26 protein-coding genes are annotated in these 22,955 nt (G+C 56.7%); 15 read left to right on the forward strand and 11 right to left on the reverse strand.

Features of this window, described 5'->3' with window-relative positions:
- Positions 1–7: 7 nt before the first annotated feature.
- Genes ACN28Q_RS22195 through ureG form a run of 3 tightly spaced genes read left to right on the forward strand, consistent with a single transcriptional unit; the run spans position 8 to position 1,847 of the window.
- Positions 8–550 carry a HupE/UreJ family protein gene (locus tag ACN28Q_RS22195; RefSeq protein WP_095848322.1) on the forward strand — a complete coding sequence of 181 codons (543 nt, stop codon included), beginning with the start codon at positions 8–10 and terminating at the stop codon, positions 548–550.
- Complete coding sequence (locus ACN28Q_RS22200; protein ID WP_095848323.1) at positions 547–1,221, forward strand: urease accessory protein UreF; 675 nt, start codon at positions 547–549, stop codon at positions 1,219–1,221. Before ACN28Q_RS22195 ends, ACN28Q_RS22200 begins: the two co-directional genes overlap by 4 nt.
- Positions 1,222–1,229: 8 nt before the next feature.
- Positions 1,230–1,847 carry an urease accessory protein UreG gene (ureG, locus tag ACN28Q_RS22205; RefSeq protein WP_095848324.1) on the forward strand — a complete coding sequence of 206 codons (618 nt, stop codon included), beginning with the start codon at positions 1,230–1,232 and terminating at the stop codon, positions 1,845–1,847.
- A gap of 108 nt (positions 1,848–1,955) precedes the next feature.
- Here ureG and ACN28Q_RS22210 read toward each other — a convergent pair whose 3' ends face one another.
- Positions 1,956–2,870, reverse strand: a complete 915-nt coding sequence (locus tag ACN28Q_RS22210) for a LysR family transcriptional regulator (RefSeq protein ID WP_095848325.1) — start codon at positions 2,868–2,870, stop codon at positions 1,956–1,958.
- Positions 2,871–2,980: 110 nt separating this feature from the next.
- Here ACN28Q_RS22210 and ACN28Q_RS22215 point away from each other — a divergent pair, with 110 nt between their 5' ends.
- The 3 genes from ACN28Q_RS22215 (at position 2,981) to ACN28Q_RS22225 (ending at position 5,649) form a co-directional block, all read left to right on the forward strand.
- A complete protein-coding gene (locus ACN28Q_RS22215) occupies positions 2,981–3,700 on the forward strand; it encodes an SDR family oxidoreductase (protein ID WP_095848326.1) in 720 nt (239 codons plus the stop codon).
- Positions 3,701–3,788: 88 nt separating this feature from the next.
- Positions 3,789–4,583 (forward strand): SDR family NAD(P)-dependent oxidoreductase, encoded by a 795-nt coding sequence (locus ACN28Q_RS22220; protein WP_095848327.1) that lies wholly within the window; start codon positions 3,789–3,791, stop codon positions 4,581–4,583.
- A 13-nt stretch (positions 4,584–4,596) separates the two neighbouring features.
- Positions 4,597–5,649: an SDR family oxidoreductase gene (locus ACN28Q_RS22225; protein ID WP_095848328.1), complete on the forward strand. Its 1,053-nt coding sequence runs from the start codon at positions 4,597–4,599 to the stop codon at positions 5,647–5,649.
- A 59-nt stretch (positions 5,650–5,708) separates the two neighbouring features.
- Here the strand turns inward: ACN28Q_RS22225 and ACN28Q_RS22230 are convergent, their stop codons facing one another.
- The gene (locus ACN28Q_RS22230; protein WP_095848329.1) at positions 5,709–6,131 is read right to left on the reverse strand and encodes a DoxX family protein; all 423 of its coding nucleotides are present in this window, start codon (positions 6,129–6,131) and stop codon (positions 5,709–5,711) included.
- Positions 6,132–6,389: 258 nt separating this feature from the next.
- Between ACN28Q_RS22230 and ACN28Q_RS22235 the strand changes: the two genes are divergently transcribed.
- Positions 6,390–8,090 carry a sugar phosphorylase gene (locus ACN28Q_RS22235; protein WP_095848330.1) on the forward strand — a complete coding sequence of 567 codons (1,701 nt, stop codon included), beginning with the start codon at positions 6,390–6,392 and terminating at the stop codon, positions 8,088–8,090.
- A 10-nt stretch (positions 8,091–8,100) separates the two neighbouring features.
- Here ACN28Q_RS22235 and ACN28Q_RS22240 read toward each other — a convergent pair whose 3' ends face one another.
- The gene (locus ACN28Q_RS22240) at positions 8,101–9,504 is read right to left on the reverse strand and encodes an aminotransferase-like domain-containing protein (protein WP_095848331.1); all 1,404 of its coding nucleotides are present in this window, start codon (positions 9,502–9,504) and stop codon (positions 8,101–8,103) included.
- 406 nt (positions 9,505–9,910) lie between these two features.
- On the opposite strand from ACN28Q_RS22240, the gene ACN28Q_RS22245 reads away from it, so the two are divergent.
- Genes ACN28Q_RS22245 through ACN28Q_RS22280 form a run of 8 tightly spaced genes read left to right on the forward strand, consistent with a single transcriptional unit; the run spans position 9,911 to position 17,302 of the window.
- Positions 9,911–10,393, forward strand: coding sequence for an MSMEG_0572/Sll0783 family nitrogen starvation response protein (locus ACN28Q_RS22245; RefSeq protein ID WP_095848332.1), 483 nt, complete (start codon positions 9,911–9,913; stop codon positions 10,391–10,393).
- A gap of 13 nt (positions 10,394–10,406) precedes the next feature.
- Complete coding sequence (locus ACN28Q_RS22250; protein WP_230469567.1) at positions 10,407–11,408, forward strand: Nit6803 family nitrilase; 1,002 nt, start codon at positions 10,407–10,409, stop codon at positions 11,406–11,408.
- A complete protein-coding gene (locus tag ACN28Q_RS22255) occupies positions 11,368–12,477 on the forward strand; it encodes an MSMEG_0568 family radical SAM protein (RefSeq protein WP_413541223.1) in 1,110 nt (369 codons plus the stop codon). Before ACN28Q_RS22250 ends, ACN28Q_RS22255 begins: the two co-directional genes overlap by 41 nt.
- Before the next feature lie 11 nt (positions 12,478–12,488).
- A complete protein-coding gene (locus ACN28Q_RS22260; protein ID WP_095848334.1) occupies positions 12,489–13,049 on the forward strand; it encodes an MSMEG_0567/Sll0786 family nitrogen starvation N-acetyltransferase in 561 nt (186 codons plus the stop codon).
- Entirely contained in the window at positions 13,049–14,005 is a 957-nt protein-coding gene (locus ACN28Q_RS22265) for a sll0787 family AIR synthase-like protein (RefSeq protein ID WP_095848335.1), read from the forward strand. The genes ACN28Q_RS22260 and ACN28Q_RS22265 overlap by 1 nt, the downstream gene beginning before the upstream one ends.
- 15 nt (positions 14,006–14,020) lie before the next feature.
- Positions 14,021–14,311 (forward strand): MSMEG_0570 family nitrogen starvation response protein, encoded by a 291-nt coding sequence (locus tag ACN28Q_RS22270; protein WP_095848336.1) that lies wholly within the window; start codon positions 14,021–14,023, stop codon positions 14,309–14,311.
- A gap of 17 nt (positions 14,312–14,328) precedes the next feature.
- Positions 14,329–15,609 carry an MSMEG_0569 family flavin-dependent oxidoreductase gene (locus ACN28Q_RS22275; RefSeq protein WP_095849157.1) on the forward strand — a complete coding sequence of 427 codons (1,281 nt, stop codon included), beginning with the start codon at positions 14,329–14,331 and terminating at the stop codon, positions 15,607–15,609.
- Complete coding sequence (locus ACN28Q_RS22280; protein ID WP_230469568.1) at positions 15,590–17,302, forward strand: AMP-binding protein; 1,713 nt, start codon at positions 15,590–15,592, stop codon at positions 17,300–17,302. Before ACN28Q_RS22275 ends, ACN28Q_RS22280 begins: the two co-directional genes overlap by 20 nt.
- Before the next feature lie 64 nt (positions 17,303–17,366).
- Here ACN28Q_RS22280 and ACN28Q_RS22285 read toward each other — a convergent pair whose 3' ends face one another.
- The 8 genes from ACN28Q_RS22285 to ACN28Q_RS22320 all read right to left on the reverse strand — a co-directional run bounded on the left by ACN28Q_RS22285 (position 17,367) and on the right by ACN28Q_RS22320 (position 22,697).
- Positions 17,367–17,687, reverse strand: a complete 321-nt coding sequence (locus ACN28Q_RS22285; protein ID WP_095848337.1) for a type II toxin-antitoxin system RelE/ParE family toxin — start codon at positions 17,685–17,687, stop codon at positions 17,367–17,369.
- A complete protein-coding gene (locus ACN28Q_RS22290) occupies positions 17,684–17,968 on the reverse strand; it encodes a damage-inducible protein J (protein WP_095848338.1) in 285 nt (94 codons plus the stop codon). The genes ACN28Q_RS22285 and ACN28Q_RS22290 overlap by 4 nt, the downstream gene beginning before the upstream one ends.
- A gap of 444 nt (positions 17,969–18,412) precedes the next feature.
- A complete protein-coding gene (tri1, locus tag ACN28Q_RS22295) occupies positions 18,413–19,513 on the reverse strand; it encodes an ADP-ribosylarginine hydrolase Tri1 (RefSeq protein ID WP_413541224.1) in 1,101 nt (366 codons plus the stop codon).
- 60 nt (positions 19,514–19,573) lie between these two features.
- Positions 19,574–19,858 (reverse strand): hypothetical protein, encoded by a 285-nt coding sequence (locus ACN28Q_RS22300; RefSeq protein ID WP_095848340.1) that lies wholly within the window; start codon positions 19,856–19,858, stop codon positions 19,574–19,576.
- 602 nt (positions 19,859–20,460) lie between these two features.
- Positions 20,461–20,850, reverse strand: coding sequence for a competence protein ComJ (comJ, locus tag ACN28Q_RS22305; protein WP_230469569.1), 390 nt, complete (start codon positions 20,848–20,850; stop codon positions 20,461–20,463).
- Positions 20,851–21,108: 258 nt separating this feature from the next.
- Positions 21,109–21,924: a hypothetical protein gene (locus tag ACN28Q_RS22310; RefSeq protein WP_230469570.1), complete on the reverse strand. Its 816-nt coding sequence runs from the start codon at positions 21,922–21,924 to the stop codon at positions 21,109–21,111.
- A gap of 40 nt (positions 21,925–21,964) precedes the next feature.
- Positions 21,965–22,327: a hypothetical protein gene (locus tag ACN28Q_RS22315; protein ID WP_131928972.1), complete on the reverse strand. Its 363-nt coding sequence runs from the start codon at positions 22,325–22,327 to the stop codon at positions 21,965–21,967.
- A gap of 88 nt (positions 22,328–22,415) precedes the next feature.
- Entirely contained in the window at positions 22,416–22,697 is a 282-nt protein-coding gene (locus tag ACN28Q_RS22320; RefSeq protein WP_095848343.1) for a hypothetical protein, read from the reverse strand.
- Positions 22,698–22,955 lie beyond the last annotated feature (258 nt).

The following is a 22,955-nucleotide window of genomic DNA, read 5'->3' on the forward strand; positions in this document are numbered from 1 at the left end:
AAAGAAGATGAAATATGGTTTGCCGTTTTTATTGCTGTTGGTTGCCGGGCCTGCGCTGGCGCACCCTGGCCACGGGCCGGAAAGCCTGAGCGCCGGGTTATTGCACCCGCTGACGGGGTTGGATCATCTGCTGATGTTGACCGGCGCAGGCATTATTGCGGCACTGGGGCAACGCCCGCGCAGCTTTATCTTCGCCACGCTGGCGGCGATGTTGGTGGGCGCGCTGGCGGGCCGTGCGCTGGGGGCGTTCAGCGGGATGGAAATGCTGATTGCGCTTTCCGTGCTGGCGGCGGGGGCGATGATTTTTGCCGCTTTCACCGGGCGCGGCGCTTGGCTGATGCCGGTATTGGCGCTGGCGCACGGTTGGGCGCACGGTGCCGAAGGTGCCGCCGACGGTTTCTGGCTATTTACCGCCGGTTTTATGGCCACCAGCAGCGCCCTGTTGCTGACCGGTTATGCGGCTGGCGTACAGCTGCGCCGCCATCCTGCGCTGCGTAAAATCGCCGGTAGCGGCTGGCTGGCCGCCGCCGCGGTGGTGCTGGCCGGATGATAACGCCGCTGCAACAGCTGCGCCTGCTGCAATTGAGCAGTGCCTCGCTGCCGGTCGGCGGTTTTACCTATTCGCAGGGGCTGGAGTGGGCGGTGGAGGCCGAATGGGTCACCAGCGCGGCGCAGTTTCGCCAGTGGCAACAGTTGCAGATCGAACAAGTGTTGATCCGCCAGGATTTGCCGCTGTTGCTGCGGCTATATAACGCCTGCGCCGCGCAGGATGCTGAGCGCTTCGCTGACTGGTCGCGCTTTTTATTGGCCTGCCGCGAAACGGCGGAGCTGCGTACCGAAGAGCGGCAGCGCGGCGCGGCGATGGCGCGCGTGCTGGCAGGGCTACAACTGTCGCCGCCGCCGGCCTGGCAGGGCGCGCTTGGCCTGAGCCAAAGCGGCGGGCTGGCATGGGCCGGTTATTGCTGGCAAATCCCCGCCGATGCCTTGCTGCTGTCTTTGGGCTACAGCGCGCTGGAAAGTGCGGTGATGGCGGGCGTGAAGCTGGTGCCTTTCGGGCAGCAGGCGGCGCAATCATTGCTGGCGGATCTGAGCGAGGTGCTGGCGCAGCAGTTGCCGCTGGCGCTAGCCCTGAGCGATGACGAACTGGGCGGCAGCCTGCCGCTGGTCGCCATCGCCTCTTCGCGCCATGAAAACCAACATACCCGATTATTTCGTTCTTAGGAGCAGTCATGCAGAACTACAAACAACCGCTGCGTATTGGCGTGGGCGGCCCGGTCGGTTCGGGCAAAACGGCGCTGCTGGAAGTGCTGTGCAAAGCGATGCGCGAACGCTATCAGTTGGCGGTGGTCACCAATGATATTTATACCAAGGAAGACCAACGCATCCTGACCGAAGCCGGCGCGCTGGAACCGGAGCGCATTATTGGCGTGGAAACCGGCGGTTGCCCGCATACGGCGATCCGTGAAGATGCCTCGATGAACCTGGCTGCGGTGGAAGATCTTAGCCGGAAATTCGGCAATCTCGACATTATCTTTGTTGAAAGCGGCGGCGATAACCTGAGCGCCACCTTCAGCCCGGAGCTGGCCGATCTCACCATCTATGTGATTGACGTGGCCGAAGGTGAAAAAATTCCGCGCAAAGGCGGCCCGGGCATCACCCGTTCCGATTTCCTGGTGATTAATAAAATCGATCTGGCGCCATACGTCGGCGCTTCGTTGGATGTGATGCAAAGCGACACCGAGCGGATGCGCGCCGGCAAACCCTGGACCTTCGCTAACCTGAAGAAAGGCGAAGGATTGGAGAACATCATTGCTTTTATTGAGCACCAGGGCATGTTGGCTGAGTGAGGCTTTACCAGGCCCCCATTGGGGCCTGGCAGCATGCCGGTGATCCTGTCACTTATGCAAGCGTTCAGCTATGCCACCCCATTATCGCCTTGCCTTCACGTATCCGTTTTATCTTGCATAATCAGGCCGTTGTCGGCGGTTTTCACTCGCCAACTGCCCGGCGATGTAATCAATAAAGGCGCGCAGCCTTGGCGTCACCTGGTGCCCGCGTGGGTAAACCGCGTTGAGCGGGGCAGCGGATTCCGCGTGCTGTGGCAGCATCTGGATGAGTGCGCCATCGGCCAGATCGTCCGCCACATCCAGAAACGACTTCAGCACAATGCCCATGCCCGCCAGCGCCATCGCATGGGCCGCTTCGCCGTCGTTGCACACCGTGCGGGCGGTGAAGCGCACGGCTTGCTCATCATCGAAGCGCCATTCGGCTAGCGCAGCGGCACCGATATGTATGCAGTCATGGTTGGGCAGATCCGCCAGGCTCCGCGGCTGGCCGTAGCGCCGCAAATAGGCCGGTGAAGCGCACAACACGCGCCGATTGGGGGCCAGGGTACGCGCGATCAGGCTGGAATCCGGCAGCTCGCCATAGCGCAGCGCCAGATCGAAGCCGTTTGATATCAAATCCAGCACGTTATCGCTGAGCTGCAGCTGAATTTGCAATTGGGGATGTAACGCACGGAAGCTTGCCAGCAAGGGCACCAGCCGCCGCCGGCCAAAGCCATTGGGCGCGGTGATTTTTAGCACCCCGGAGACGTCCTCGCTTTGGCGGCGCAGCGTTTCTTGGGCCAGCTTTAACTCGGCAATGATCCGCACCGCGTGGGTTAACAGCTGCCGCCCTTCGTCGGTGAGCGATAGCCGGCGTGTGCTTCTGTTCAGCAAATGCACGCCTAACCGTTGCTCAAAATTGGCCAGCCGCTTACTGACCACCGACAGCGATACGCCAAGCTCATGGGCGGCGGCGGTAAAGCTGCCCAAAGACGCGGTGCGTTCAAATACGATCAGGCCGGGCAGATCATCAATCAGGTTCATCGCAGCGTATTCTCAACATAATGGAAACAGTTATTCCTGATATTTTCCATTTTAATCGTATAACACATCAGCAAGAATGATTTTTCATCCTTTTTTAAGAGGGAAAGATCATGCATACCAGTCTTACCAGGCAACAAGTTTTGGTCGTTGGCGGCAGTTCCGGCCTGGGGCAAGCGATTGCCAAGGCATTTGCCGCACAAGGCGCCGCCGTCACTATCGCCTCTCGTAATCAGGCTAAACTGAAAGCTGCGGCCGAAGCTATCGGCCACGGGGTGCAAACCGCGGTGCTCGACACCACGGATAATGCTGCGGTGGAAGCCTTTTTCGCCCAGGCCGGGCGTTTCGACCACGTGGTGGTGAGCGCCGCCCAAACGCCGGGCGGGCCGGTTCGCCAATTGCCGCTGGCCGACGCCAAAGCGGCGATGGACAGCAAATTCTGGGGGGCCTATCACGTTGCCCGCGCCGTCAACATCAATGAAAGAGGGACGTTGACCTTTATCTCCGGCTTTTTGAGCGTGCGCCCGGGCAATTGGGTACTGCAAGGCGCCATCAATGCGGCGCTGGAATCGCTGGGCCGCGGCCTGGCGCTGGAGCTGGCGCCGCAAAAAGTGCGTGTGAATACGGTTTCGCCCGGCATGATCGCCACGCCGCTGTGGGACGGAATGGACGCGCAGGCGCGCCAGGCGATGTACGACAAGGCGGCTGCCACGCTGCCGGCGCGCGTGATGGGGCAGCCGGAGGATATCGCCAACGCGGTGTTGTTCCTGGCGACGACGCCTTATGCCACCGGTTCGACGGTGCTGGTGGATGGCGGCGGCGCTATTGCCTAAACCGCCGCCGTACGCTTCCCACCGGTTTTCGCCTACGCTAACGCGGTGCAGCAGCGCCGCGTGATGACTCACTGATGGAGTACCACATATGAAAATCGATCTCTCCGGCAAAACTGCATTGATCACCGCTTCTACCGCGGGCATTGGGCTGGCGATTGCCCAGGGCCTGGCCGAATCCGGCGCCAGTGTGTTACTCAATGGCCGCAGCGCCGGCAGCATTGCCAAAGCGAAAGACAAACTGCTCGCTTTGTATCCGCAGGCGCAGGTTAGCGGCATCGCGGCCGATCTCAGCACTGGCGCCGGCGCAGACCAACTGATAGCCGCTTTGCCCAGCGTGGATATTCTGGTCAATAACGCGGGGATCTACGGCCCGCAGGACTTTTTTGCTACCGATGACGCCACCTGGGAGCGCTATTGGCAAACCAACGTGATGTCCGGCGTGCGGCTGGCGCGGGCGTTACTGCCGGCGATGGTCGATAAGGGCTGGGGCCGGGTGGTGTTCATTTCATCCGAATCGGCGTGCAACATCCCGGCCGATATGGTCCATTATGGCGTGACCAAAACCGCGCAGTTGGCGTTATCGCGCGGGTTGGCCAAGCGTGTGGCGGGCAGCGGGGTAACGGTCAATAGCGTTTTGCCGGGGCCGACCATTTCCGATGGTTTTGCCGAAATGATGGCGGAAGAGGTGGCGCGCACCGGCAAATCGCTTGAGACGCTGGCGCGTGAATTCGTGATGGCCAACCGGCCCAGCTCGGTTATTCAGCGTGCGGCTTCGGTGGAAGAGGTGGCCAATATGGTGGTCTATGTCTGCTCACGCCAGGCTTCGGCGACCTCGGGCGCTGCGCTGCGGGTTGATGGCGGTGTGATTGACGATATCGTCTGATTGGAGATAACCCATGAGCGAAAAGAAAATAGCCGTGGTAGCGGGCGCGCTGGGCGTTATCGGCCGTAATTTGGTCGAATACCTCGCCACGCAGGATGACTGGCAGGTGTTTGGCCTGTCGCGCCGTACCCCGCCTGCGGGTACGCCAGGCAACTATATCGCCGTCGATCTGCTCGATGCCGCTGCCACCCGCGCCGGGCTTTCGCAACTGACCGGCGTAACTCATATCTTCCATGCCGCCTATCAGGCGCACGCTACGCCGCAGGCGCTGATTGACACCAACCTGGGGATGTTGCAAAACCTGGTGGAAACGGTGGCTGAATTTTCCCCGTCGTTGCAGCGGGTGGTGCTGTACGAAGGCGGCAAATACTATGGCGCACATTTGGGGGCGTTTAAAACCCCGGCGAAGGAAGATGATCCGCGGCATATGCCGCCGAATTTTTACTACGCGATGGAGGACTGGCTGTATGGCTATGCGGCGGGCCGAAGCTGGGACGCGGTGGTGTTGCGGCCCGATGTGGTCTGTGGTTTTGCCCTCGGCAATCCGATGAATTTGGCGATGGAGATCGCAGTCTATGCCACCATCAGTAAGGCGTTGGGGCTACCACTGCGTTTCCCCGGCACCGCCACCTGTTACGGCAAGCTGGCGCAGGTGACAGACGCCACGCATCTTGCGCATGGTTCGGTATGGGCGGCCACCTCAGCCGCCGGGGGGCAGGCCTATAATCTGACCAATGGCGATATTTTCCGCTGGTATCAACTGTGGGAAGCCGTGGCACGCTGGTTTGATATGCCGCTGGCAGAGCCGTTAACGCTGCCGCTGGCGGAGTATATGGCCGACAAAGGGCCGCTTTGGCAGGCGCTGGTGGAAAAGCACAACCTGCTGCCGGTGCCTTACGAGCAGCTTGCCGCCTGGGAATTCGGCGATTTTATTTTCCGCTGTGATTGGGATGTGATCGCCAGCACCACCAAAATACGCCAGGCCGGTTTCCATGATGTGGTAGACAGCACCGAAATGTTTATACGCTTGTTCGAGGAGTTCCGCGCACGCAAGGTTATCCCTTAAGCACAACAGGCTGCGGCGGCGCTGTTATGGCGAAGCCGCCGCTCACCTGCCGCGGGCGGCTACCGCCAGTTCGGGTTTTTCATGATGCTATACCGCCCGCACCCCAGCAGCGCGATCGCCAGGCCGGCAAAGAAATAAACTGCGATTTCCTCAAGCCCCCAGCCGCCAACCTTGGTGAGCGTGAAAATAATGCCGGGCTGAGTGATTAACCAGGCGAACAGCATGGTTGCGCAGAAAATCAAGGCGGCGGGCCGCACCAGGATGCCGAAAATAAACATCAGAGGAACGATGATTTCCCCCACAAAAACGCCATAAGCCACAAACGACGGCATACCATGGTGCACCACCATGCCGATAATACTATTGATGCCGTATAACAGTTTATGCACGCCGTGAAACAGCATCATGGCGCCGAACGATACGCGCAGCAGCAATTTTCCCAGATCGGGTTTGTCTAGCCAACGGTTCATAGATACGTTCATTTTGTCCTATCCTGTTTAAACTTAAGTGACTGACGAGCGGGGGGGGGTCAGGAGAGTATATACCTTAACCAATCCGCTGGGCAGAGCGGCATGGTAACGATAATCTCGTGGAAAAAGTGAAGATTCGCCAGGGGGAAGGCGTTGCAACATGCTGTTTTTCATCCGCGGAAAATAAACGCACCGAATTTGCATCACAGCGCCGAACGTTTATAAAGGGAAGGGTACAAAAAGTGACGGCCAACCCAAAGGTGGTAAGTGATGAGCTCTGATTTTGTCCAGCAACTCCAGCAGGCGTTAAACAAGCTGTATCCTGCCGAGCAGCATGCGCGGTTAATCGAGGGAATTCGAGGGCTGCTGGAAAAGTGGCAGCGTACCGCCGGGCAATTGGCGCAACCGATTGACGAAAAAACAGTTTATTTAATCGCCTACGGCGACAGCCTACACCAGGAGGAACAAAAACCGCTGGTGGTGCTGAAACAGTTTGCCGATCGCTGGTTGCAGGGGCTGGTCAGCGATATTCACTTGCTGCCGATGTTCCCGTGGACATCCGACGACGGCTTTAGCGTGGTCGATTACCGGCGCATTAACCCGGAGCTGGGCGATTGGTCGGATATCCGGGCGTTGAACCAACATTTTGATCTGATGTTCGACTGCGTGATAAACCACGTTTCCAGCGCCAGCGTGTGGTTCCAGGGCTACCTGAAAGGTGAGGAAAAGTACCAAAACTACTTTATCGAAGCCGACCCGCAGGCCGATTACCATTATGTGATGCGCCCGCGCGCCTTGCCGCTGCTCACGCCTTATGTAAAAGCGGACCAGCAGCGCGTGTATGTCTGGACCACCTTCAGCGAAGACCAAATCGACATTAACTTTCGTGAGCCGGCGGTGCTGCTGGAAAGCATCGATGTGCTGCTGCAATATGCCACCACCGGCGGGCGCTCGATCCGCCTTGATGCCATCGGGTTTATCTGGAAGGCGGCGGGCACGCCCTGCATCCACCTGCCGGAAGTGCACCAGATTATCAAACTGTGGCGCTTGATCCTCGATCGCGCCAATACCGGCTGCCGCCTGATCACCGAAACCAACGTTCCGCACAATGAAAATATCCGCTATTTCGGCAACGGCGATGAAGCGCATATGGTGTATCAGTTCCCGCTGCCGCCGTTGACGCTGCACGCGTTTTTGCGCCAGGATTCGCGCTGGCTGAACGCCTGGGCCACGCAACTGAGTTCAGAGGTTCACCCACCCAACACTACCTTCTTTAACTTCCTGGCCAGCCACGACGGCATTGGCCTGCGGCCGACGGAAAACCTGCTGGACGACACCGAACGCGCTTTCCTGGTCACCGAAGTGGAGCGCCGCAAGGGGCGTATCTCCTGGCGCAGCAACGCCGACGGCAGCAAATCGCCGTATGAACTGAACATCAACTATCTGGATGCGATCACCGATCCGGATGATGATATCGCCACCAAGGCGGATAAGTTTCTGGCCGCCCAGTCGATACTGCTGGCCTTTCGCGGCGTGCCCGCCTTGTACTATCACAGCCTGTTGGGCAGCGAAAACGATCTGGCCGGCGTGGAACGTTCCGGTATCAACCGCCGCATCAACCGCGAAAAGCTGGCGCTGAAGCCGTTGGAAAACGCCTTGTTAACGCCGGGCACCCTGCGTGCTGAGGTTTTCCACCGCATGCGCCACCTGATTTATTGCCGCCGCACGCAGCCAGCGTTTTCACCGCAGGCCACGCAACGAGTATTAAAGCTGGGCGATGCGCTGTTCGGCATTGAACGCTCCGACGCCCGCAGCGGTGAGCGCATTAGCTGCGTGGTGAACATCAGCAGCCATGCGCAGCGGCTGCAACTGCCGCTGCCGGGCATTGAGCTGATCACCCTGACGGCGTTTGACGGCGCCCTGGTGCTGCGGCCGTGGCAAGCCGTGTGGATCAAGCATGAGGGCGGCTAAACGCCCGTGCCTACAGCGCGCCGCTGGTAAAGTGCTCCGGATATTCCATCAGATCGGCCACCGTCGCCAGGTTGTCTTCGCATAGCTGGCGGCTATAGGCACCGCCCAGGCACAGCCGCAGCGCGGCCGGCGGATTATTGTCGGTGCAGAACGCCGCGCTGGAAACCGCGCTCACGCGGTGCTCCCGCAGCCGGATCGCCACGTCGGACGGGTTCCAATGCAACTGTTTGGGCAGGTGCAGCCACAGGTGAAAGCCATGAGGATCCGCCTGATAGTGGAACTTATGCAGGTATTTGGCGGCCAGTTTCTGGCGGATCGCCGCTTCCTGGCGAATCGCCGCCAGCACTTTATCGGCAGTGCCATCGCCAATCCATTGGCTGGCCAGCGCATTGGTGACCGGGCTGGACATCACGGTTAACGCCCGCAGAGCGCCGGCCAGCAACTGGGTAGAGCGTTTGCCCGGCCCTTTCACGTAGGCGATGCGCAGCCCGGCGCCGAAGCATTTCGACAGCCCGGTGATATACCAGGTCAGCTCCGGCACCAATTCGGCAAACGGGGTGACGTGGTGTTTGGGCAGTGCGGCGTAGGCATCGTCTTCAATGATCGGCACGCTGTAGCGCAGCGCGATATCCGCCAGCGACTCACGGCGGCGCAGCGGCACCGTCAGCGTGGTAGGGTTGTGGATGGTGGGGTTCAGATACAGCGCGCTGACGTTGCCCAACTGGCATTGGTTCTCGAATGCCCGCGGCAGCGGGCCGTCGCCGTCGCACTCCAGCGCGTGCAGCGGGATATTCAACTGGCTGGCGATTGCCTTCAGCCCCGGGTAAATCAGGCTGCCTACGCAGATCGTGCCGCCTTTGCGGCCCAGCAGCGTCGCCAGCCCCACCAGCACGCTATGAATGCCGGGGCACACCAACACCTCGTCGGCATCCAGCCGCGGCAGGCGCTTGCCCAGCCAGATCATCGCCGCCTCTTTGTCATTCACCGTTCCGCCGAAATCCTGATAGCGCAGCAGGCTATATATATCTTGGTGCGCGAATAGATTCAGCGCGCCCTGGCGAATCGCGTCGGCCACATCCGGCGCTTCAGGCTCAATCGGCGAGTTCATGGTCATATCGTAACTGCTGCCGCTGCTTAGTGGGATCGCCGGGACCTTGCCGCGGATAAAGCTGCCCATACCGGGGCGCGAATCAATCAGGCCACGCCTCCTGGCTTCGGCGTAGCCGCGCGTTACCGTGGTGTAGTTCAACGCCAGCGCCACCGCCAGATCGCGCAGCGGCGGCAGGCGATCGCGCGCCTGGAATTCGCCGCTTTTCACACCGTCGGCGATCAAATCGGCAATCAGCAGGTATGCCGGCCGTTGGGTTTGCTGGCGCAGATAGGCCGCCCAGCGCTCATAAATAGGATCGATCATGATTTTACAGCCCTTTTTGACGCTGCCGCCCGCGGCAGGGTTAACGGGAACGCTGACACTGTAGTGTGAAAAACACCCGTCATGCAATCATTGTTGTATTGATTGCATTAATGATTGGATATTGATTTTCATTGTGCGCATTAATAGTGCATTTAAGCATCAAATAAGTGCGTACATGGAGTGCCAAGTGATCGATTGTGTATTTATTGTGAATGTAAAGCGGTGAAAGTAAATTTTTTTGCCGGGATATTGCGCCGATGATTCGCTAATGATTGCATCGGCGATTTTTGTGCTGGCACGCCCCTTGCTCCAGTGATTACGTCGCGTTATCGCACCATTGGCGAAATGCATCGTAATGGGGAGCCACTGGCTTCTCACCTATAACTGAGACAATGCGGAGCACACCATGCCAAAAGTAACCTTACCTGCCCATAAAACCGGTGATTTCCTGGTCGACTATGAAGAAAAAGTTTTTGAAGACGTGAAGGCGGAGCCGGGCCAAAAAGCCCTGGTGACGTTCCACACCGTGGCGTTTGAAGGCTCGATCGGCTTCGTCAATATGCTGCAGGCCACCCGCTTGCAGCGCAAAGGCTTTGAAACCTCGATTCTGCTCTACGGCCCGGGGGTCACGCTGGGGGTGCAGCGCGGTTTCCCTACGCTGGGCGCAGAGGCGTTTCCCGGCCACCAGAACTACAACAATCAGTTGACCAAGTTTATGGCGGAAGGGGGCAAGGTCTATGCCTGCCGCTTTGCGCTGCAGGCGCTGTACGGCCATGGCGAACCTTCGCTGATTGAAGGCATCCGGCCTATCAACCCGCTGGATGTGCTGGATCTCAAGCTGCTGCATACGCGTGACAATGCGCTGATCATCGACACCTGGACCATGTAAGCGGAGGCGCGAGATGGCTCAGTCACGTACGGTACGTGCGGCTGCGGTTCAGATCGCGCCAGATCTCCACGCGGCCAGCAAAACGCTGGCCCGGGTTCTGGACGCCATCGATCAGGCAGCGGCGCAGGGGGCGGAAATCGTGGTCTTCCCGGAGACTTTCGTCCCTTATTACCCCTATTTCTCTTTTATCACCCCGGCGATGACCGCCGGCGCGGCCCATCTGCGGCTTTACGATGAGGCGGTCCAGGTGCCCGGGCCGATTACCCAGGCGGTGGGTGAGCGGGCGCGGCTGCGAGAGATCGTCGTGGTGCTGGGCGTTAATGAGCGCGATGGCGGCACGTTGTATAACACCCAGTTGGTTTTCGATGCCAGCGGCAAACTGGTGCTCAAACGGCGCAAAATCACCCCGACCTACCATGAACGCATGATCTGGGGGCAGGGCGACGGCGCCGGGCTGAAAGTCGTCGATACCGCCGTTGGGCACGTCGGCGCGCTAGCCTGCTGGGAGCATTACAACCCGCTGGCGCGTTACAGCCTGATGACCCAGCACGAAGAGATCCATTGCAGCCAGTTCCCCGGCTCGCTGGTCGGGCCGATCTTTGCGGAACAGATGGATGTGACCATTCGCCACCACGCGCTGGAATCCGGCTGCTTTGTGATTAACGCCACCGGCTGGCTGACCGACGCCCAGATTGAAGAGCTGACGCCCGATCCGGCGTTGCAGAAAGGGCTGCGCGGCGGTTGCAACACCGCCATTATCTCGCCGGAAGGGCGCCACGTTGTGCCGCCGCTGACGGAGGGGGAAGGGATCCTGATCGCCGATCTGGATATGCGCCTGATCACCAAACGTAAACGCATGATGGATTCGGTGGGGCATTACGCTCGGCCGGAGTTATTGAGCCTGCGGCTTGACGACCGCCCGGCGCGCTATGTGGTGCCCAGCTACAACGAATCCGCCCGTGAAGGAGAAAATGATGACGACGCCGAGCCTGTCCAGACAACAACTGATTACTGAACTGCTGACGCAGGGCGTGAATGTGGTGAACCCGTCGGAACAGCATGTGAGCCGCCACGGCGGCGCCGGCCCTTCGGATCATCAGGCGGTCACTATCGACGGCGTAACGGTAATGGTGCCGATCTACACCCAAACCGCGCGCCATTCGGCATGGCAGGTGAAGCATGCCGAACAGGGCAAAACCACGTTATTGAAAAACCAGATCCCGGTGCGGGACATCACCTTTGCCCATAAGCCGCGGTTCTATGATTTGCAAACCGCAGACGGCATCCCGTACTCGCATATCGCCACGCTGCACGGCACCGATGTGCTGGCCACCACGGTGCTGCAAACCTGTATCCGTTATGAAAACCGGCGCAAAGCCTGCCAGTTTTGCGCCATCGGCCAATCGTTGGCTGCCGGGAGCACTATCGCCCACAAAACTCCGCAGCAGTTGGCCGAGGTGGCCAAAGCGGCGGTTGAGCTGGACGGCGTGAAGCACATGGTGATGACCACCGGCACGCCTTCAGGCAGCGATCGCGGCGCTCGCTTGCTGGTGGAAAGCGCGCAGGCGATCAAGGCTGCGGTGGATTTGCCGTTGCAGGGGCAGTGCGAACCCCCGGGCGACCCGGTGTGGTTCACCCGTATGAAAGAAGCGGGGATCGACGCGCTCGGCATGCACCTGGAAGCAGTAACGCCGGAGGTGCGCGCGCGCATTATGCCCGGCAAGGCCCAGGTGACCATCGAACAATATATGGTGGCCTTTGAGCAGGCGGTGGCCGTTTTTGGCCGCGGGCAGGTCAGCACCTATATTCTGGCCGGCATGGGCGACACGCCTGAAGCCATTCTGGCGATTTCGGAACGGCTGATCGCGCTGGGCGTTTACCCGTTCGTGGTGCCGTTTGTGCCGATCAGCGGCACGCCGCTGGAGCACCACCCGGCGCCCAGCACCGCGTTCATGGCGTCAATTCTCGAACCACTGGGGCGCATGCTGCGTGAAGGGCAACTGCGTTCAAGCGATATCAAGGCGGGGTGCGGCCGCTGCGGCGCCTGTTCATCCTTGTCCAGTTTTGAACAGGCGGTCGCCTGAGGAGGCGCAAAATGCCCGACTATGCCGAATACACCATCAAATGGGTCACCCTGCCGTGGGAACGCCGGCAGGCCTACGCCTTGCGCCAGCGGGTGTTTTGCCAGGAACAGGGGCTGTTTGAACAGCACGATCTGGATGACATCGACGAACAGGCCCACCTGCTGGTGGCGCTAGGCACCCTTGCCGGTTGGCATGAAGAAGTGGTGGGCACGGTGCGCATTCACCAGCCGCAGCCTGGCGTGTGGTTCGGTTCGCGGCTGGCAGTCGACGGCAGCTTTCGCCGGCAGGGCCAACTCGGGCCGATGCTAATCCGCCTGGCGGTCAGCAGCGCCCACGCGCTCGGCTGCCGAGAGTTCTACGCGCACGTTCAGCAACAGAACGAGCCGCTGTTCCGGCGTATGCACTGGCACACGCTGGAGACGGTGACCTTGCGCGGCCTGCCGCATGCCTTTATGCAGGCCGATCTGGCCTATTACCCTCCCTGCCACGATCCGCTTAGCGGCATGGTGCTTAACGCTCGCCTGCCGCGAGTGCCGGCGGAGCTGGCGCCGCTGATGATGAGGGTGGCCTGATGGAATTGCCGGAACTGCTTACGGCGGTGCGCCAGCACAGCGGCATTGCGCACAAAAGCGATATCCAGCAGGTGGCCGCCGCGTTGCAACAAGCCTGGCCGCTGGCCGGCCACCCGAACGGTGACGATTGCGCGGTGCTGCCCGCCGCAGACGGCTTCAGCCTGCTGGCAATGGAAGGTTTTATCAATGGCTTTGTGGAACAGGACCCTTGGTTCGCCGGCTGGTGCGGCGTGATGGTGAACCTGAGCGATATCGCCGCCATGGGCGGGCGGCCGCAGGCGGTGGTCAATGCGCTATGGAGCGAGCAGGGCGACAAGGCCGAACAGATTTTGCAGGGCATGGCGGCGGCATCGCGGGCGTTTCAGGTGCCGATTGTCGGCGGGCACACCAACCTGCGCAGCAACCAAGCGCAACTGGCGGTGGCGGTGCTGGGGCACGCCCGGCGGGTGTTGAGCAGCTTTGCAGTCACGCCCGGGCTAACGCTGATCGCCGCCATCAATCTGGCGGGGCGCTGGCACCCGCCGGGGTTGAACTGGGATGCCGCCACCGCTGCCGAGCCGGCGGCACTGCGCCGGGCGCTGGCGCTGTTGCCCGCGCTGGCGGAGGAACAGCGGGTGATCGGCGCCAAAGACATCAGCCAGGCCGGCCTGCTGGGCACGCTGGTGATGATGATGGAAAGCGCGCAGGTGGGGGCAACGGTGGATCTGGCTGCGGTGCCCAAACCTGCGGCGTGCGGCTGGCAAGAGTGGCTGTGTGCCTTCCCCAGTTTTGGCTACCTGTTGGCTACTGAAGCACAGCAGGCGGAAGCGGTTATCGCCCGTTTCATCCAGGCCGGGATTACTGCGGCGGCGATTGGAACCTTTGATGATTCGCTGCGCCTGACCGTTGCGCATAACGGCGAGCGTGGCTGTTTTTGGGATTTGCATACCCAGCCGTTAACCGGCATGGGCAAATAACTTTAGGAGGTGACTATGCCTGCAATGAATTTTGTCGTGTGTTGGCCGGACGGCAGCAAAGAGAACTGTTATTCGCCGTCTACCGCCATCGAAAAACATTTGATCGTTAACCACACCTATACGGTGGAGGCGTTTGTGCTCGCCGCACAAACCGCGCTGGATGAAGCCAGCGCACGCGTTGCCGCCAAATTCGGCTATGCCTGCTCCAGCGCGATGGATCAATCCCGCGCCATTGGGCAGAAGGCACAACAGTTCGCCGCTACCGATCCGGTTGTGGTTGAGAAAATTACGGTGATCGGGCAATGAATCAGGTGGGGAACAGCATGCAACGCAATCAATTTCCAGTCGTTATTGTGGGGGGCGGTCAGGCCGGGCTGGCCATGAGCTATTGCCTGACGCAACGCCATATCGATCACGTTATTTTGGAACGGAACCAGTTGGCGTGGGCCTGGCGCGAACAACGCTGGGATAACTTTTGCCTGGTGACGCCGAACTGGCAGTGCAAGCTGCCGGGCTTCCCGTACGACGGCGACGATCCAGACGGCTTTATGGTGAAAGATCAGATTATTGATTACGTCCAGCGTTATGCCGACAGTTTTAATGCCCCGTTGCGTGAAGGCATTAGCGTTATGCGCGTTAGCCAGCATAGCGATGGCTACCTGTTGCACACCAGCGCCGGCAACTATTATGCCGGCCAGGTGGTGATCGCGGTGGGCAATTACCACCGGCCACGCTTCCCGGCGATCGCCGCGCGCCTGCCGGCGGGCATCGTGCAGGTGCATTCGGCCAATTATAAATCGGCGGAGCAACTGCCGGCCGGTGAGGTGCTGGTGGTCGGTTCTGCGCAATCTGGCGCGCAGATTGCTGAGGATCTACACCTGAGCGGGCGCAAGGTGCACCTGTGCGTCGGCAGCGCGCCGCGGGTATCGCGCTTTTATCGCGGGCGGGATGTGGTGGCCTGGCTGGAGGATATGGGGCACTACAAACTGACTGTTGACGATCATCCGTTGGGCGAGGACGCCCGGCGCAAAACCAACCACTACGTCACCGGCCGCGACGGCGGGCGCGATATCGATCTGCGTGCCTTTGCCTTGCAGGGAATGCAGCTCTATGGGCGGCTGCTCGATTTGCGCGACGGCAAACTGATCACCGCCGACGATCTGGCGAAAAACCTGGACGGCGCCGACGCCACGTCGCAAAAAATCAAAGACAGCATCGATGAATGGATTAGCGCGCAGGGGATCGATGCCCCGAGCGAGCCGCGCTATCAACCGCTTTGGCAGCCGGAAAACCCGCCGACGGAGATTGATCTGCAACAGGCCAACATCACCAGCATTATCTGGGCGGTGGGGTTCACCACTGATTTCAGTTGGATCGACCTGCCGGCATTTGATGAACGGGGCTACCCACTGCATCAGCGTGGCCGCTCGGTGGTGCCAGGGCTATATTTCCTGGGGTTGCCGTGGCTGTGGACCTGGGGCTCCGGGCGTTTTGAAGGCGTGGGGGAAGATGCGCAACACCTTGCCGGGCACATCGCCGAACGCAGCGGCGGCGCAACGGCGGGTAACTCGCAGGCGGTGGCGAATGATTATGCGCTGCGTTGAAACACCGGAGCGGCATCGCTTCCGCGCGGCCTATTGGCGCCAGCAGGCCGAGGCGCTTGACTGGCACACTCCGTACCAACAGGTGGCGGCCTATCAGGGCCACGGCCCGCGCAGCCGCTGGTTTGTGGGCGGCACCACCAACCTTTGCCACAACGCGCTGGATCGCCACCTGGCGGCACGCGGCGACAAAACGGCGATTTTGCACTGCGATTATGCCGGGCAGATCACGGCGTTGAGCTACCGCGAACTGCACCAGGAAGTGCAGGCTATGGCGTGGATGCTGCACCAGCAAGGGGTGGGAAAAGGGGACCGGGTGTTGATTTGCCTGCCGATGATCCCGCAGGCGGCGATCGCGATGTTGGCCTGCTGCCGCCTGGGCGCGGTGCATGTGGTGGTTTATTCCGGGCTAACCCATGAACCGTTAGCCCAGCGTATCCGGGCCAGCCAGCCAAAATCCATCGTCACTTACGCCGGGCAGCGCGAACAGCCCTGCGCCGCACACCTGACGCAGGCGTTGTGCAGCAGCGGCTATCGTTGCCCGTTGATTGACGTGAGCTCCGCTCATTTTCAGCAGAAGCGCCAGCGAGCGCTAGGCCGCACAGTGCCGTGTTGTTGGCTGCCGGCGGACGCGCCCTCGCATCTGCTGTATACCTCGGGCACCACCGGGGAGCCCAAAGGTGTGGTGCGCGACACCGGTGGCTATGCGGTGGCGCTGTTGGCTTCAATACGCAACATCTTTCAATTGGGCGAGGACGAGATCTTTTTCACCAGTGCCGACGTGGGCTGGGTGACCGGGCACAGTTACGGCGTGTATGCACCGCTGCTGGCGGGCCTGACCACCGTGATGGTGGAAGCCAGTGCGCTGAATAAGCCCGGCGCCCGCTGGTGGCAATGGGTGCAACAGTTGGGGATCACCCGGATGCTGACGGTACCCGGCGCGATGCGTATGGCCCGGCAACAGGGAGCGCCCCGCGCCGATCTGCGCAGCCTGCGTGCAATCTATCTTGCCGGCGAACCGTTGGATGAGCCTACGCGGCAGTGGGTGGCCGCCGTCACCGGCATCAAGGTGGAAGATCACTACTGGCAAACGGAAACCGGCTGGCCGATCCTGACCGGAGTAGGCGGCCAACTGCGCCCGGTGTCGCCGCGTGACGTTGAGGTGCTGGACGATATCACCGGCGAACCCTGCGCCGACGGCGTGCCCGGCACATTGGTGATCCGCGATACGCTGGGGCCTGGCGGCATGAGCACGCTGTGGCAGGACGACGTTGAACATGATCAACGCTACTGGCGGCGAGAGCAGGGGCGATGGCTGTATTCCACTCACGATCGTGCAGTGCGCAACGCGCAGGGGGCGATCACCGTGTTGGGTAGAATGGATGATGTGATCAATGTCGGCGGTAAGCGGCTATCGACCGTTGAGGTTGAGCGTGCGGTGTTGGCGATCGACGGCGTCTCGGAAGCGGCGGCGGTTGGCATCGCCCATCGCCTGCTGGGGCAAATGGTGAGCTTGTATCTGGTGACGTCGTTTGATGCGGGCCGCGATATGCACCAGTTGAAACAGCGCGTGCGGCAACGGATCGTGGCCAGCTGCGGCCGGCATGCACTGCCCCGGCATATCTATTTTGTGGTTGCGTTGCCGCGCACCTTTTCCGGCAAAGTGGTGCGCAAGCAATTGGCGAGTCGGGGATGAGGGAGGGCATTGGGGTGGCGAAATGGGGCAGGGAGGCCGGCTTTTGGAGGGAGGAAAGAGAGAGCTAACTTTTCTGTTGCGTTTGGTATTTTGCCGACACCTTGCGAGAGGTATGTAATATCCGCAGGATATGCACTTCGTTTATCTTTCGTTTCAGCGCATAGATAATGATGAACGGGAACTTTGTCAGCACCCGTTTTCTTCTTTCCCCTGACTTGCCTATATCGATCCCCGCTTCCGGCGTGGCTTCCAGCAGCGAAACCGCCGACTCGAACTTGTCATCCGCTCCATTCGCCACATCCAGTCCGGCTTCTTTATACAGGTAACGATAGATACCTTCACGGTCTGCCAGCGCTCGTTTTTCCCAACGCACACTGACTGTCACAACTCACCTCGCGCCGCCCGCGCTTTCAGTTCATTCATCCGCTGACTGGCATCCTCATTGCTGATGAGCTCGCTTTCTCCCGCATCATAACGAGAGAACGCTTCCTGTACTTGTGCCTCAAGCCATTCATCACCGACATTACGCTGATGCTGCCGCTCTTCTTCGGCCAGCTCTTCCGCCCGCTGACGCATCAACTCTGTCAGCGTGACCTGATGACGCTCGGCGGCCCGCATCGCCAATCGTTTGATTTCCTCATCGATTCTGAAGTGGATAGTGCTCATCGCTGCCTCCTGTGGTGTCATTCGTGTTGTCATTTTATGCTACTTTCCCTGTTTTTTCCTCTTCTTCGCTTTACGCTTAATCGGACGCGTTTTTCCATGCACTTTTTGTGAGTGCCCGATGACGTCCGCGTGTAAACCTGTGTCGCCTCCAGCTTCTTATGGCCCAAGATGCTGGGTTGCATCGTCATCACCGTGCAGGATCTGCGGGAGTTGTGGCACAGTCTGGAAGGATTAAGCCGGGAAGTGTTCGATGAACGCGCCGCCGACTTACTTCAAAGCCGGTAAGATAAGTTCTGAGTACATGGCTAATATTGATTTGGCAATTTATTTTTCTAAGGTTTTTATTTGGATTTTAATATATGAACTGATTTCTTTAGTTTGACTGAGGCAATAATGTTATTGGGCGACAATTTTTGATGTTACAAGCAAACTCCAGCATTAATGTTATCTTTTAGATGGATCAGAATGACCCCATAGTTGTTCAGCCAAACCAGAAATACGTTCTTCCTCAACCAGTTTATCCCGCCATACTTTCGGGATTCCAGAGTATCCATACAGCGCTCCTGCAATTTGTCCAGCCGTCGCTGCGACGCTATCGGCATCGTCAGCCAGATTTGCAGCCAATAAAATAGCATCATGAAAATTCGATGTATTCCAAACAGCCCACAACGCTGCTTCAAGCGTGTCAATCACATATCCGCTAGAGCGAATATGTTCCCGGGTTTTATTTTTGTAAATTCCTGCATTAATTAGCGCTGTTCTGGCATTCAAAGGACAAGTTTTTGTTGCCAGGGCCTCAGATTTGTTAGCGCCATTAAGTAAATGATGCAGTATCATTCCCAGCAGACGGCAGCAGTCCATGGACTCTATCGCTCCATGAGTGGCCTTACCTTGTAATTCAGATTGTGCCAGGGTATGTAGTAAGGAATGACGATGAAAAATAGCAGCAGGAGCAAGACGTATTATTTCCGCGTTTCCAGCTGTGCGCGCATCATTATTGCCGAACCACTCATTCCCATATTGCAGGTAAGCCTCCAGCGCGTGACGAGTTGCATTGCCGATATCAAAACAAATGCCATTCGAACTGTTTGTACCATAGTGATACCAGTTCACTAAACGATTTCTAAAATCGGTCACGTTTAGATCATGGCAGTGTACGTAAGTTTCGGCCAGGCAAAGCGCCATAGACGTATCATCAGTCCATTCCCCCGCTTTAAGTTGGAATGGACCACCGCCAATCATATCATCGACGTATTTTTGGTCGCGAGGTAAAAACTCAAGCGTAGTGCCAACAGCATCACCTGCCGCAAGGCCAACAAGAGAACCTTTCGCTCTGTCCAGTAATGTTTCTTCACTCAGCTGCGGCCCGACGGAATGTAGCCAGTCTGGTAAATTGGACTGATCGCTAAGCCAACGATTATAATCCAAGTGCAGACCACCTTCTTCTTGAAAAGCCTGATGATAACCATCAGGTATTACGTATGGATAATTCTCATGAATAAAAATTTTCAAAGAGGAAACATCTGTATGTAAATCTAACAAAATAACCTCCAACTAGATAGCGTGTATGGTGCGAATTATAACCAGACATACTAATAAATTTTATTAGCATGGCATACGCATTAAAGCTGATTTTAGACGTTTCAGTAATGATTCGCTTTTTAGGCAGTCTTTCGGGCTTATATTATCAAGAACAGGGATTTTTTTATCAATCCAATCAAAACTTTCCTTTGGACCTAATAGGCCATAAATAACAACAGCAATATCTAAATGTCCTTCTAATTTCTTCGCAAGATTACGTGCAGTATCATCCAAATAATCCTGCGAATAAAAATCAGAGAAATCATTCCACTTTTCATCACCTGTATAATGATTTTCTAACGGAGGCATACCTAAATTCCTAAGAATGATATTAAGCGATATAACACATCGCTTCGAGCTACATATAAAATATTATTCCAATCATGTAATACATATAATTCTTGACCATTTACTGGATCGTAGTTTACCTGCTTTACATATTGATGGTAAAAATTTTCAGGGAGTTAACCCTATTGGATCGAACCAAGTAAGCGTATTCGGCGCGTACTGATAAAGATTAATCCTGCTCGCCATATCTGATCAAATGCTACTGCCCGTCCGTTCATTCCTATTGACTATGGCTGACGCGCATTCTACGTTAGATAGCGCTGTTTTTAAAATCGCTCAGCCGGATCACTATAGGCGCGTGTTGACTACCGGCCCAATAGGGGCGACACCTCCATTGTTACGTTGTTCAATGCGGGCGCGATATGCGCCAGTTTAAACAGCGTATGCGCCAACGGATTGTAGCCAACTACGGTCTGCTCGCACTGCCGGGCATATATATTTTGTGGTTGCGTTGCCGCGCACTTTTTTCGGCAAATTGTTGCGTAAGCAATTGGCGCTTAGAGGATGAGGTACGGCATTGGGATGGCGAAGTGGGGCAGAGAGCTCTGCTTTGGGTTGTTGTTCTAAACTTGCCCTATCTCAAGGGATTTATTCTTTTCCCCTCCCCAAGGATCATCCATTAAATACATCGGTATTATTGGCGTTTCAGAAGGAATGAATGTTAACTTATAAAATATTTCATCCCCTTCACAAACCTCATAATAAAGAGAATATAATTTTTCTTCAAAGCTCAAATCTATTTTGAACTTCTCTGTGACCGAAGCAATCTCAATGTTTTCATTGTTTCTGATATAAAACGGAACAACTATACAACGCTGAGTGTCTTTATCTATTTTAAATTCATTTGCTAAAGCCAAATGAATATTAGCGCCAAAAGTATCCTCTGGTAGGGGATCAAAAATCACATAGTCCTTATGAATAACAGCCCCTTGGTTAATGTTTTTTCTCCCCACTGACTTAATTCCGCATCAAATGCCCTGGAACGAACTTGAATTTGGCTGTGAGATATAAGTAAATCGACGGTGTAATTATGTTTCATTTCATTGATAGCCTTTTCTCCAGTTATTTTGTCTCTGAACAGCTTATAATGCAGTCCGATTTCCCAGTCAAGGTATGTCCTCTGCTAACGTAGATTTTGCGGGGGCTCTTGCTGCGGGCTTCGCTCCAGGCGGAAAACTGCCCTTGCCACACCAGGTTGCCGTGCTCGTCGGTCATGCGTGTCGGGAGGCGTTCAGCTCGGTATGGTACCAGTAGACTTCGCTGCTTTCGCCGATGCTGTCGACGCGCGCCAGCGGTTCCCAACTGTTCTCTTGATAAAGGTAACGCGTAGCCTGTTCAGGGTGCAGGCTGCTTTGTTCACCTACCATCCGCAGGCCGTTCCAGTGGAACGTGATGGTTTCCGGTTCGCCGTGGTGCGGGTAGAGGATTTTTTGGCTGCGGCAGCCCAGGGCATCGTAGCAGTATTCCGCCCGTTGATAATGCGGGTTGCCGGTAAAAATCACGCTGGCCAGCCGGTGTTCCGCGTCATAGCTGAAACGTTGTTCCTCACCCTGTGGGCCGTTGTGGCGCCAGTTCAGGCGGCCAAAGCCCCAGCGTGTGCCGCCCAGGCGTTGCAGCAGGTTGTGCCAGACCGCGGCCGAATACTGTGGGTGAGCTGCCCGCGTGCATCGTAGCCGAAGCGGCTTTGCAGGCACTGCGGCCCCGGTTGGCCGATACCGTCTTCGGTGAACATCTGTTGCACCTAAGCGCATTCTAAGCCAGCCGTGTGTGTAGCTGTGCCGTGAGTTCGCCTCCGGCGGCCAACGGATATTCGATGCTCTGTGTGAGTGCTCCAACCTATCATAGCCATACTGCGTGCGGTGCCTGGCATAGTCGGTTTGCGCCAGCAGGCGATCGCCGTTGTCATAATCGAACTGCCAGCGATTGTGGTTGGGGTTGAGCAGGGCGGTCATGCGGCCGAAGCGATCGTACTGATAGCGGGTTTGCCGGCTCGCCGGATCGGTTTCGCTCACTATATAAATAGTCAAAGTATACCTAAATCTCATATTACAGACTCAATATAACAAATTAACTATTCTGGCCAAAAATACCTATAAGGTAAGATATATATCTTGCAGGTTGAATCTCTGAAAATGTAAAAAATATTAAAGTATTATGCTTATGAAGAGAGCATTTACTTTCAAAAAAACATATTGCATCCCCTTTGTAATTATAACGTCCAGAATTCATTGCATTTTCTTTTACGCCTTTAATATGACTTGCAATCTCTTTTTTAAACAACTCATTCTCTAGATCAAATCGTTTAGAGTTGAAAACCGTAAAAACTACCTGACTGCCACAATACGGGCAATTAATAAAGTTTTTGTTATGAATGAAATTATTTTCAAAACCATCATGCAATAATATAGGATTTTTTATTGAATTCTTCATTGTGTTAAAATAAACCTCGCCTTAAAAATAAATTAATTTTTGATTAATCGACCTATTGGTTATACAATCAAGGTTCACATGCAATGTTTTAGCATGGTAACTCTATTAAATATTGCCGTAATCGTTTAATTAAATCAGGGTCATTTAGGCAATCTAAAGGGCGGATATTTTCAAGCATTTTTACTTTTCTCTCCATCCATTCAATCCCTCCTTTTAACCCTATTTTCCCATTTATAACAATAGCCATGTCGCGTGCACCGTTCATTTTTTCTGTTAAAATATCCACATCCGCATTGGAATATACCTCATCAAAGGATTTAACAAGATCATTCCAAGCGTTATCACCAAGATAATCCAATTCTAACCCCATATTAAAATCCTCTAAATGATATTAAGTTTGTGCCCGTTGGGTTACGGGCAGAAGGTGCGGCCATTATGCCAGAAGAAATTTCAGGCAGTTACTGTGGATATATCAGATAAAGCAAAACCTGAATCGGTGGGGAAATTGCTGATTCTTCAGAAGCCGTAAAACGACATGGATAACGGATAGTTGATTCGAAAATTCTAACGAAGCTATGAGCGAGATAATGAATTACACCTCGGAATATTATAGCCAGTTCTACCCCAT

Source organism: Gibbsiella quercinecans (assembly GCF_002291425.1).
In the GTDB taxonomy this organism is placed as follows: domain Bacteria; phylum Pseudomonadota; class Gammaproteobacteria; order Enterobacterales; family Enterobacteriaceae; genus Gibbsiella; species Gibbsiella quercinecans.

Bases quoted from the DNA above. Each gene is read 5' to 3' on its own strand.
- ACN28Q_RS22195 (WP_095848322.1), top strand. From the start codon at position 8: ATGAAATATGGTTTGCCGTTTTTATTGCTGTTGGTTGCCGGGCCTGCG.
- ACN28Q_RS22200 (WP_095848323.1), top strand. From the start codon at position 547: ATGATAACGCCGCTGCAACAGCTGCGCCTGCTGCAATTGAGCAGTGCC.
- ureG (WP_095848324.1), top strand. From the start codon at position 1,230: ATGCAGAACTACAAACAACCGCTGCGTATTGGCGTGGGCGGCCCGGTC.
- ACN28Q_RS22210 (WP_095848325.1), bottom strand. From the start codon at position 2,870: ATGAACCTGATTGATGATCTGCCCGGCCTGATCGTATTTGAACGCACC.
- ACN28Q_RS22215 (WP_095848326.1), top strand. From the start codon at position 2,981: ATGCATACCAGTCTTACCAGGCAACAAGTTTTGGTCGTTGGCGGCAGT.
- ACN28Q_RS22220 (WP_095848327.1), top strand. From the start codon at position 3,789: ATGAAAATCGATCTCTCCGGCAAAACTGCATTGATCACCGCTTCTACC.
- ACN28Q_RS22225 (WP_095848328.1), top strand. From the start codon at position 4,597: ATGAGCGAAAAGAAAATAGCCGTGGTAGCGGGCGCGCTGGGCGTTATC.
- ACN28Q_RS22230 (WP_095848329.1), bottom strand. From the start codon at position 6,131: ATGAACGTATCTATGAACCGTTGGCTAGACAAACCCGATCTGGGAAAA.
- ACN28Q_RS22235 (WP_095848330.1), top strand. From the start codon at position 6,390: ATGAGCTCTGATTTTGTCCAGCAACTCCAGCAGGCGTTAAACAAGCTG.
- ACN28Q_RS22240 (WP_095848331.1), bottom strand. From the start codon at position 9,504: ATGATCGATCCTATTTATGAGCGCTGGGCGGCCTATCTGCGCCAGCAA.
- ACN28Q_RS22245 (WP_095848332.1), top strand. From the start codon at position 9,911: ATGCCAAAAGTAACCTTACCTGCCCATAAAACCGGTGATTTCCTGGTC.
- ACN28Q_RS22250 (WP_230469567.1), top strand. From the start codon at position 10,407: ATGGCTCAGTCACGTACGGTACGTGCGGCTGCGGTTCAGATCGCGCCA.
- ACN28Q_RS22255 (WP_413541223.1), top strand. From the start codon at position 11,368: ATGACGACGCCGAGCCTGTCCAGACAACAACTGATTACTGAACTGCTG.
- ACN28Q_RS22260 (WP_095848334.1), top strand. From the start codon at position 12,489: ATGCCCGACTATGCCGAATACACCATCAAATGGGTCACCCTGCCGTGG.
- ACN28Q_RS22265 (WP_095848335.1), top strand. From the start codon at position 13,049: ATGGAATTGCCGGAACTGCTTACGGCGGTGCGCCAGCACAGCGGCATT.
- ACN28Q_RS22270 (WP_095848336.1), top strand. From the start codon at position 14,021: ATGCCTGCAATGAATTTTGTCGTGTGTTGGCCGGACGGCAGCAAAGAG.
- ACN28Q_RS22275 (WP_095849157.1), top strand. From the start codon at position 14,329: ATGCAACGCAATCAATTTCCAGTCGTTATTGTGGGGGGCGGTCAGGCC.
- ACN28Q_RS22280 (WP_230469568.1), top strand. From the start codon at position 15,590: ATGATTATGCGCTGCGTTGAAACACCGGAGCGGCATCGCTTCCGCGCG.
- ACN28Q_RS22290 (WP_095848338.1), bottom strand. From the start codon at position 17,968: ATGAGCACTATCCACTTCAGAATCGATGAGGAAATCAAACGATTGGCG.
- ACN28Q_RS22300 (WP_095848340.1), bottom strand. From the start codon at position 19,858: ATGCCTCCGTTAGAAAATCATTATACAGGTGATGAAAAGTGGAATGAT.
- ACN28Q_RS22315 (WP_131928972.1), bottom strand. From the start codon at position 22,327: ATGAAGAATTCAATAAAAAATCCTATATTATTGCATGATGGTTTTGAA.
- ACN28Q_RS22320 (WP_095848343.1), bottom strand. From the start codon at position 22,697: ATGGGGTTAGAATTGGATTATCTTGGTGATAACGCTTGGAATGATCTT.